This window comes from Lactobacillus sp. UMNPBX12 (assembly GCF_002553955.1).
Classification (GTDB): Bacteria; Bacillota; Bacilli; order Lactobacillales; family Lactobacillaceae; genus Lactobacillus; species Lactobacillus crispatus.
In genome coordinates, this window is sequence record NZ_PCYY01000033.1 from 1 (window position 1) to 9,815 (window position 9,815).

Annotated in this window: 8 protein-coding genes; 6 read left to right on the top strand and 2 right to left on the bottom strand. The window is 37.2% G+C overall.

All coding sequences use genetic code 11. The features are described 5' to 3' along the window. Positions 1–311: 311 nt before the first annotated feature. Complete coding sequence (locus CP363_RS09795; protein ID WP_005727610.1) at positions 312–821, bottom strand: aminoacyl-tRNA deacylase; 510 nt, start codon at positions 819–821, stop codon at positions 312–314. Positions 822–881: 60 nt separating this feature from the next. On the opposite strand from CP363_RS09795, the gene prmA reads away from it, so the two are divergent. The 6 genes from prmA to aspS all read left to right on the top strand — a co-directional run bounded on the left by prmA (position 882) and on the right by aspS (position 8,377). Next, complete coding sequence (prmA, locus tag CP363_RS09800) at positions 882–1,826, top strand: 50S ribosomal protein L11 methyltransferase (RefSeq protein ID WP_005727612.1); 945 nt, start codon at positions 882–884, stop codon at positions 1,824–1,826. Positions 1,827–1,881: 55 nt separating this feature from the next. After that, a complete protein-coding gene (locus CP363_RS09805; protein WP_013086268.1) occupies positions 1,882–2,244 on the top strand; it encodes a hypothetical protein in 363 nt (120 codons plus the stop codon). A gap of 14 nt (positions 2,245–2,258) precedes the next feature. Beyond that, entirely contained in the window at positions 2,259–4,499 is a 2,241-nt protein-coding gene (locus tag CP363_RS09810; RefSeq protein WP_089147208.1) for a bifunctional (p)ppGpp synthetase/guanosine-3',5'-bis(diphosphate) 3'-pyrophosphohydrolase, read from the top strand. Then, positions 4,499–4,936: a D-aminoacyl-tRNA deacylase gene (gene dtd, locus CP363_RS09815; RefSeq protein WP_005720133.1), complete on the top strand. Its 438-nt coding sequence runs from the start codon at positions 4,499–4,501 to the stop codon at positions 4,934–4,936. The genes CP363_RS09810 and dtd overlap by 1 nt, the downstream gene beginning before the upstream one ends. A 295-nt stretch (positions 4,937–5,231) precedes the next feature. Beyond that, entirely contained in the window at positions 5,232–6,518 is a 1,287-nt protein-coding gene (gene hisS, locus CP363_RS09820) for a histidine--tRNA ligase (protein WP_023488611.1), read from the top strand. Positions 6,519–6,523: 5 nt separating this feature from the next. Continuing rightward, complete coding sequence (gene aspS / locus CP363_RS09825; RefSeq protein ID WP_057726534.1) at positions 6,524–8,377, top strand: aspartate--tRNA ligase; 1,854 nt, start codon at positions 6,524–6,526, stop codon at positions 8,375–8,377. Between the two features lie 65 nt (positions 8,378–8,442). Here aspS and CP363_RS09830 read toward each other — a convergent pair whose 3' ends face one another. Next, on the bottom strand, positions 8,443–9,627 hold the full coding sequence (locus tag CP363_RS09830) for an aminotransferase class I/II-fold pyridoxal phosphate-dependent enzyme (RefSeq protein WP_061204665.1): 1,185 nt from the start codon (positions 9,625–9,627) through the stop codon (positions 8,443–8,445). Positions 9,628–9,815: the final 188 nt, after the last annotated feature.

Here is a 9,815-nt window from a genome sequence, read left to right on the forward strand (position 1 = left end):
AATGGACTTTTTTTAATATTTGAACGAAGTGTTCAATTTGATTTTACAATCCGCCATTATATAGAAAAAAACGGCGTGATATCAAACCACGTCATTTTAAATCTGTTATTATTTTTTCGCTTTATTTACTTGGCAATTGCTAATGCCGTAACAACAAAGGCAGCGATCATGGCAACTACAAAGCCAACAATTCCTAACAATATATTCATTTTTGTCATCTTCTTCTATGTAATTGTTATATTCTGTATGCGGTACATATATTTACTATAACACAAAAGAAGAAGAATAACGCAATAAATTGTAAGCGCTTTTTATTCTTTTAGATCAATAAAAGGAGCATGGCAGAATTTGGCTAAGTCTTCTGGGTTCAAAAAGACACTGCGGCCAACTTCACCACTAGAAACACCAATTTCAGGATTTCCTTGCATAGAGTCATCCAAATAGATAGGAAACTTTTCCTTAAAATAAATTCCGATAGGAGTATTAGCGCCATGTACATAACCAGTTGTTTTGGCTAATTTCTTTAAGGGAAGCATTTCACATTTTTTGTTACCAGAAACTTTAGCTAATTTTTTCATGCTTAAATGTTCAGTAACTGGTACAACACCAACCAATGGACCAGTTTTATTTCCTTCGCAGACGAGAGTTTTATAGACTAAACGCTCTTTGTCTTCTAAAATAGAAGTGTTCATTTGTGCAACTCCGCCTTTATCTTCGGAGACAGCAAATTGAGCTTGACGATACTTGATTTTATTTTGGTCTAAGATTTTTTCGACCAATGTTTTTTCGAGTTTGTTCTTTTTATTTTTCTTCTTTGACATATTTATCACCTGTTATCATGATAGCATTATGCAAAGAAAATCCCAAAGGAGATAATATTAATGAAATTACTAATTATTAAAATTGATACTAGTCATGAAGTTGAAGACGCTTTGAGCGTTTTTGCTTTAGATAATCTGAATGCATTGGGTATTGAATCAAGAAAGCGTAGCGACTTTGAGCAAGCAGGCTGGTTGCATGATTCTACTGTAGTTGAAATGGATGACATTAAAGACTTACCTAAGGATACATATTTCTATGCTTATTTTGATGAAGAAGCAGATAAAGACGCATTAGTAAAAAAATTCCAAGATAAGTTAAAGGAATTGAAGAGCTATGGCCTAGATGTAGGGGATGCCAAAATTACAACTTCATACATTAAGGACCAAGATTGGAACACGGCATGGCAAAAGTATTATCACGTGATTGATTTTTCACGTCACTTGGCAATTGTGCCTGAATGGGAAGATTACAAACCCGCTTTTAAGGACCAGCAATTAATTAAGCTTGATCCAGGCTTAGCTTTTGGTACAGGAAATCACAAAACTACTCAATTAGCAATGATGGGCCTAGAGAGAGCAATGGTTAAGCCAATGAATGTAGTGGACGTTGGTACAGGGTCCGGTATTTTGGCAATTGCTGCATCAAAATTAGGAGCAACTGACGTTTTAGCCACAGATATTTCAGATGAATCAATGACTGCAGCTAAACAAAATGCAGCCTTAAACGATATTAATAATATTCACACTCAAAAGACTAGTTTGTTAGCTGATGTTAAAGGCAAGTTTGACATCATTGTTGCCAATATTTTGGCAGAAATTTTACTAGACTTGATTCCACAAATGGATAGTCATTTAAACGACGATGGTCAAGTTATCTTTTCTGGAATTGACTACCTGCAATTGCCTAAGATTGAAAAGGCTCTAGACGAGAATGGCTTTAAGGTCGATTTAACCATGCGTCAAGGTCGCTGGATTGGACTAGCAATTACTAGAAAAGAAAAATAAATATGGTAAAATATTATCAATTAAATTAAACTTTGATGAGAGGCACAATCTTTTAATGAAAAAACTAGGAAATAAAATCGAAGCAATTCCAATTGTCAGGAAGTTGAATTCTCATCGCTGGATGTCACTTGTCTGGTGGAGTATTTTGGTAATGATTTTGCCGTATATCTTTAGCATTTGCCGTGTGCCGGTAGTGTGGCGAGAAGCAATTCTGTTTTTTATTATTAACAGCATCATTGCATACCATCTAGGCAATTTAATTATTAAACTTAACCTGTCCAAGTGGTGGATTTTCTTGTTACCTGTGCTTTTCTGCTTAGCAATGTTGCCACATTTTGCTTTGTATAATTTAATGTTTGGTTTAATTTACTTAATAATTGAAGCTTTTGGCTTAATGAATAAAAATATTTACCGCTAGAGGGGATGATCATAATGTCCAAATACATTGAAATGACGCATGATCAGGTAATTGATACCTGCAAAAAGTATATGAATGATGACCAGGTGGCCTTTGTTGAAAAAGCATATGAATTTGCCAATAAAGCTCATGCTGGACAGAAACGGGCGTCTGGACAACCTTATATTATTCATCCAACGCAAGTGGCTGGAACTTTAGCTACATTAGGCTTAGATCCTGATACAGTTGCAGCGGGCTTTTTGCACGATACAGTGGAAGATACCCCAGTTACAAATGATGAGCTGAAGGAAAAATTTGGTGAAGATGTAGCTTTTATTGTTGATGGTGTAACCAAGTTAAACAAATATGAGTACAAGTCTCATCAAGAATTTTTAGCTGAGAATCACCGTAAAATGTTGATTGCCATGGCTCAAGATCTACGTGTAATTATGGTGAAGTTAGCTGACCGTTTACACAATATGCATACTCTGCAACACTTACGACCTGATAAGCAGCGGCGTATTGCTTCCGAAACAATGGATATTTATGCACCGCTGGCTGATCGTCTAGGTATTGGGACAATTAAGTGGGAACTAGAAGATATGTCTTTCCACTACTTAAATCCCGAAGCCTATTATCGCATTGTTAACTTGATGGATGTCAAGCGAAGCCAGCGTGAAAAATATATTGCCGATACAATCAAGACTTTGAAGAAGACTCTAGATGAATTAGGCATTAAGTATGAAATTTATGGTCGTCCGAAGCATATTTATTCAATCTATAAAAAGATGGTTAATAAGCATAAAGATTTTGATGAGATTTATGACTTATTGGCCGTACGTGTAATTGTTAAAAATGTGCGTGATTGTTATGCTGTTTTGGGTGCTGTTCATACTGAATGGAAGCCAATGCCAGGTCGTTTTAAGGATTACATTGCTATGCCAAAGGTTAACGGCTATCAATCACTCCATACAACCATTATTGGGCCTGGTGGTCGTCCACTAGAAATTCAGATTAGAACTGAACAAATGCATGAAGTAGCTGAATATGGTGTGGCTGCACACTGGGCTTATAAGCGTGGTAATTTTACTGGTGTTGAGCAAAGTACCTCTGGTGAAAAGCTGGATATGGTAAGAGAAATCCTTGAATTAAAGGATGAAACTAAAGATGCCGGTGAATTTATGAAGTCTGTTAAAAGTGATATTTTTTCAGACAGAGTTTATGTTTTTACGCCTAAAGGTGAAGTATATGAACTACCTAAAGGTTCGGTTACGCTAGATTTTGCCTATGCAATTCACACTCAAGTTGGTAGTCATGCAGTAGGTGCCAAAGTTAATAACAAATTAGTTCCTTTGGACTATAAATTACGCAATGGCGATGTTATTGAAATTATGACACAGACTAATGCTGCGCCATCGCGTGACTGGGTTGACATGGTGAAGACTTCAAGAGCGCGCAACAAGATTAGACGCTACTTCAGAAGTCAGGATAGAGAAGATAGCATCCGGCATGGTGAACAATTGATTGCTGACATGTTGCGCGATGAGGATCTTTCACCCAAAGAATTTATGGCCAGGGATCGAATTGAAAAGCTATTAGAGCACTTTAATTATCACACTGCAGATGAACTATATGCGGCAGTAGGCTTTGGTGATCTTTCTGCTCAAGCAGTGGTTAATCGCTTGACGGTTGATTTGCGCCGTGAGGAAGAAAATCAAAAACAAAAAGAGCTGGAAGAAAAGATTTTGAATTCTGGACAACAAGCAATTCAAGAAGAACAACCTAAGAAGAATTCAAATACTACAATGAAGGTTAAGCATAAAAATGGCGTCATGATCCAAGGCGTTAGTGACTTAATGCTTCATTTAGCCAAGTGTTGTAATCCAGTTCCAGGTGACAAGATTATTGGGTATGTAACTAAAGGTCGCGGTGTAACTATTCACCGAACAGATTGCCGTAATATCACCAAAGAAGCTGAAGAACAAGGCCGCTTAATTGATGTTGAATGGGAAAATGTTGAGGAAAATAGTGTTCAATCCTTTAATGCAAATATTGAAGTCTTTGGTTACAATCGTTCCAATCTGCTTAGTGACGTTATTAATAAGTTGAACTCACTTACTAAGAATATTAATAATATCTCTGGTAAAGTAAACGAAGATAATGTTGCACATATGTATGTCACAGTTGCTGTACGGAATGCAGATCAACTAGATGAAATTTTGAGTAAATTACGTGATATTTCAGACGTATACGAAACTAAGAGGTCAGATAATTAATGCGAGTTGTAATTCAGAGAGTAAATCATGCTCAAGTAGATATTGACGGTAAAACTGTGGGCAAGATTGGTAAAGGCTTTTTATTATTAGTTGGCATCAAAAATGGTGATGAATTGCCAGTAATCAAAAAAGCAGCTGATAAAATAGCTAAAATGCGTATTTTTGAAGATGAGGAGGGGAAGACTAACTTGTCTTTAAAGGATGTTAACGGAGAAATTTTGTCGGTATCACAATTTACGTTGATGGCAAATACTAAAAAAGGCAACCGTCCTAGTTTTGTTGATGCGATGCGTCCACCAAGATCGAAAGAACTTTGGGAAGACTTTAATCAAGAACTAGAAAATGACGGTTTCCACGTTGAGACTGGTGAGTTTGGGGCTGACATGCAAGTTAGTTTAGAAAACGATGGTCCATTCACGATTGTGTTAGATCTTTAGCGAAAAAATGAGACCGCAAAGGTTGACAATGTCTTGAGAAAAATATAAGCTAAGTAAGAATTATCGATGACAAAGAATGTAGATTAGCAATGATCTATTCAAAGAGACTGCTCGTTGTGGTGAGAGAGTAGATAGATCGCGGTCTGTGACACCTTTAACAGATAATGGATCGTTTGGCGAGCGTTAATCGCAGCAACCAAAAAGGTGGTACCGTGCTAATCTAAGCGCCCTTGATTAAGTTCAAGGGCGCTTTTTATTTTTAATCAAGTTATCAAAATATAAAAAGGATGATTAAATGAGAGTTCAAAAACCTAAGGGAACAGTTGATATTTTGCCTGATCAATCTGGTTCATGGCAAAAAGTTGAAGAAACTGCCAGAAATTTCTTCAATCGCGCAAATTATCGTGAAATTCGCACACCAAGTTTTGAAAATTATGAAATCTTTGCTCGTTCAAGTGGCGATAGTTCAGAAATCGTTGAAAAACAGATGTACGACTTCGATGATAAGGGTGGTCGCCATATTGCCCTTCGCCCAGAAGGAACAGCTGGCGTAGTGCGGGCTTATGTAGAAGACAAGATGTATGCGCCAGAAGTTGTTAAGCCATTTAATGTTTTTTATATGGAATCAACTTTTAGATATGAAAGACCACAAGCCGGTCGTCAACGTGAATTTCACCAAATTGGGGTAGAAAGCTTTGGCTCAAGCAACCCATTAAGTGATGTACAAACAATCATGATGGGACATGATTTATTGGGTGAGTTAGGCGTTAAGAATTACCAACTTCACATTAACACTTTGGGGAATGAGCAAGTACGTCAAGATTATCATGATGCTTTGGTTAATTATTTCACTCCTTTGAAAGATGAGTTATCAGAAGACTCACAAAGAAGATTGCGTGATAATCCATTGCGTATTTTAGATTCTAAAGATGAACGTGATAAGAAGTTCTTGCCTAAGGCACCTAAGATTCGTGAATTTTTGGATGACGATTCAAAAGCTAATTTTGAAGCAATCTTGAAGATGCTAGATCAACTTGGTATTGATTATGTAATTGATGATGATCTAGTACGCGGACTTGATTACTATACTGGAATTATCTTTGAATTTATGGTTGAAGATAAGAGCTTATGGGAAAGTGCAACTACTATTCTTGGTGGTGGTAGATATGATCACTTGGTAGAAGAATTCAATGGACCCGCTACTCCAGCCGTTGGTTTCGGGATTGGCGAAGAAAGATTGATGTTGGTGCTTGAAAAGCAAAATCCTGCATTATTCGAGAAACGCGGTATTGATTTCTTTATTACTAATATTGGTGACGGTACTGCACAAAAGGCAATTGAAATTGCACGTAGCCTTCGTAATCAAGGTTTTGAAGCTGACTTTGATGTCAATCAGAAGAAGTTAAAGAACCAATTCAAGAAGGCAGATCGTGAAGGTGCTAAGTATGTTATTACTTTAGGTGAAAAGGAACTGGCTAACGGCGTTTTGAATATTAAACGTTTAGCTGATGGCAAGACAATCGATTTAAGTCTTGAAGATCTAAATAACATGACTAAAATAATGGATGAATTGAAGGACTAGTAACAATGGAAAAGATGGAAAAAAGAACAGATTATTGTGGCAATATTACTGAAAAATACATCGGTCAAGATGTAAATCTCTATGGTTGGGTACAACGTGTACGTAACTTAGGTAACTTGGTTTTCATCGATTTGCGTGACCGTGAAGGCTTGGTTCAGATCGTTGTTAACAAAGATTCTGGTAAGAAGTTAATGGATATTGCCGATTCACTTGGTAATGAATATGTTGTTCAAGTTAAGGGGAAAGTTGTTAAGCGTTCAGAAGTTAACCCTGACATGAAGACTGGTCAAGTTGAAGTTGATGCAACTGAAATCATTATTTTAAACAAGGCTAAGAACCCTCCATTTGAAATTAAAGATGGAATTGAAGTCTCAGAACAAACTAGATTAAAGTATCGCTATCTTGATCTTCGCCGTCCAGAAGTTCAACAAGCAATTATTTTACGTTCAAAGATTTTGCGTGCTACTCATGAATTCTTTGATGAAAATGGTTTTATTGATATTGAAACTCCAATCTTAGGTAAGTCATCACCTGAAGGTGCACGTGACTACTTAGTACCATCAAGAATCTATCCAGGTAGTTTCTACGCTTTGCCACAATCACCACAACTGTTCAAGCAGCTTTTAATGGGTGCAGGATTTGACAAGTATTACCAGTTAGCTCGTTGTTTCCGTGATGAAGACCTACGTGGTGACCGCCAACCAGAATTTACTCAAATTGATATGGAAATGTCATTTGCTGATGAAGAAACTATTCAGAGTTATACTGAAGGTCTTTTGAAGAAAATTATGAAAGATGTCAAGGGCATTGATCTTAAAACTCCAATTAAGCGAATTACTTGGACTGATTCAATGAACAAGTATGGCTGTGACAAACCAGATACTCGTTACGGTATGTTGATTCATGACTTAAGCCCAATTTTCAAGGATAGTGACTTTAAGGTCTTCTCCGGTGCAATTGCTGATGGCGGTTTTGTTAAGGGAATTGCTGTTAAAAATGGTGCAAAAGAATACTCACGTAAGAAGATTGACAAGAAGGCTGACTTTATTAAACGTTTCCACGCTAAAGGTTTGGCTTGGGTTAAATTTGAAGATGGCGAATTTTCAGGCCCTGTTGCTCGCTTCTTGACTGATGAGAACAAAGAAGCTTTGAAGAAGGAATTTGATCTTGAAGGCGGCGAATTAGTAGTATTCGTAGCTGATAAGTGGAAGGTATGTTGTGATTCACTTGACCACCTTCGTCGTGAATTTGCCAAAGAAACTGGTATTGTTCCTAAGGGTGTTTATGACTTTGTTTGGGTTGTTGATTGGCCATTATTTGAATACGATGAAGGACTTGGCCGTTGGGTAGCAGCTCACCACCCATTCACTATGCCAGATGATGAAGGGGTTAAGTTGCTAACTACTGAACCTCATAAGGCTCACGCACGTAGTTATGATATTGTTATGAATGGTGATGAGATGGGCGGTGGCTCAATCCGTATCCACAAGCGCTCAATTCAAGAAAATATGTTTAAGGCACTTGGTTTCACTAAGAAACGTGCATATGAACAATTTGGTTACTTGATGGATGCTTTGGACATGGGCTTCCCACCTCACGCAGGTTTAGCTATCGGTCTTGATCGATTTGCAATGATGCTTGCTGATAAGGATAATATTCGTGACGTTTCAGCATTCCCTAAGAATGCTTCTGCTTCAGAACCAATGATGCATGCTCCAGCTCCAGTAGCTGATCAACAATTAGCTGACTTGGGGATCGAAGTTGAGGAAAAGTACCAAGACAGTGTAAAGGCAACTGAAGAGCGTCTTGAAAAGATGGCTGCTGAAGATGCTGCAGAAAATTCAACTTGGGATAAGTAATAAATCAATATAATAAAAAATAAGTGATCTCGCTTTGATTGAGATCACTTATTTTTTTATCTGAATTATAAATTATTAACGAAATTACTAATCCGAGCTAAACTTTCTTTTAATTGCTCAGTTGATGATGCATAAGAAAGACGGACATAACCTTCACCGCCCTTGCCAAAGTAGCGACCAGGAGTGACACCGACTTTTGCTTTTTGAGCCAGCTCAAAAGCGAATTGTTCATCATTGGTGCCATATTTTTCGGGGATCTTAGCAAAAATGTAGAATGCTCCTTGCGGTGTGGCCATTTCAAAGCCCAACTTTTCTAAGCCAGATTGCATAAAGTTTAAACGTGCTTCGTAGATTTCACGTGCTTTTTTAGGATCGTTTTGACCATTGTTTAAGGCTTCGACAGCAGCTATTTGAACGTTATCAGTAACTGAAGTAACTAAAAATGAATTAATCTTGCGGATGCTCTTCATGATTTGTTTAGGGGCAGCAATATAGCCTAAACGCCAGCCAGTCATAGCATAAGCCTTGGATAAACCGGAAATCAAAATATTTCTGTCAGGGATGTATTCAGAAAGTGAGTGATGTTTGGCTTTGCCATAAACAAGTTCTGCATAAATTTCATCAGTTACAGAAAAGATTTTGTATTCCTTAATGACATCTGCTAAGGCTTTGAGAGTTGTGGCAGAATAAACGCGGCCAGTTGGATTAGAAGGATCAGTTAAAATAATTGCCTTTGCACCTTTACCGCGACCATTGAGAACATGACGTAAATGTTCAGCTGTTAAGATGAAGTCATCTTTTTTAGTATCGACTTGAATAGGGATTGCTCCAGTCATTTTAATTAGCTGAAAGTATAAAGCCCAAACCGGAGTAGGAACCAAAATTTTGTCACCGGGGTTAAGCAAGGTCATAAAGACATCATTTAATGCACCTGTTGCACCGACAGTGACACAGATTTCACTTTTTGGATCATAATGTACACCAATTGAGCGGTCAAGGTAATTGCTAATAGCTTCAAGTAGTTCTGGCTTACCAGCTTGAGGAGCATAATGGGAATCATTAGCCTGAATATCACGAATTGCGGCATCTTTAATATGATCAGGTGTCGCTAAATCAGGTTCACCAATAGTTAACTTAATAATCCCAGAAATTTCAGAGACCTTTTGGTCAAATGCTCGAATTTTAGATGCGGTCAAGTTGTTTAGTCTCTCATTAATAGTTGAAGTTAAATCACTGGATAAATTTGGCATATATAAAGTTCCTTTCTGTATTATATAAATTTTAGAGACTGTAAAATAGTTTGTGTAAGGATGAATGATTCCTTAAATTTATTTCTTTAAACATTAGAAAAAGGAGTTCCTTTCTCGTATGATTGGTTTGAACAAAAAAACACATACAGAAAGAAGAACTCCTTCATGAATGATTTTACCAAAGATTT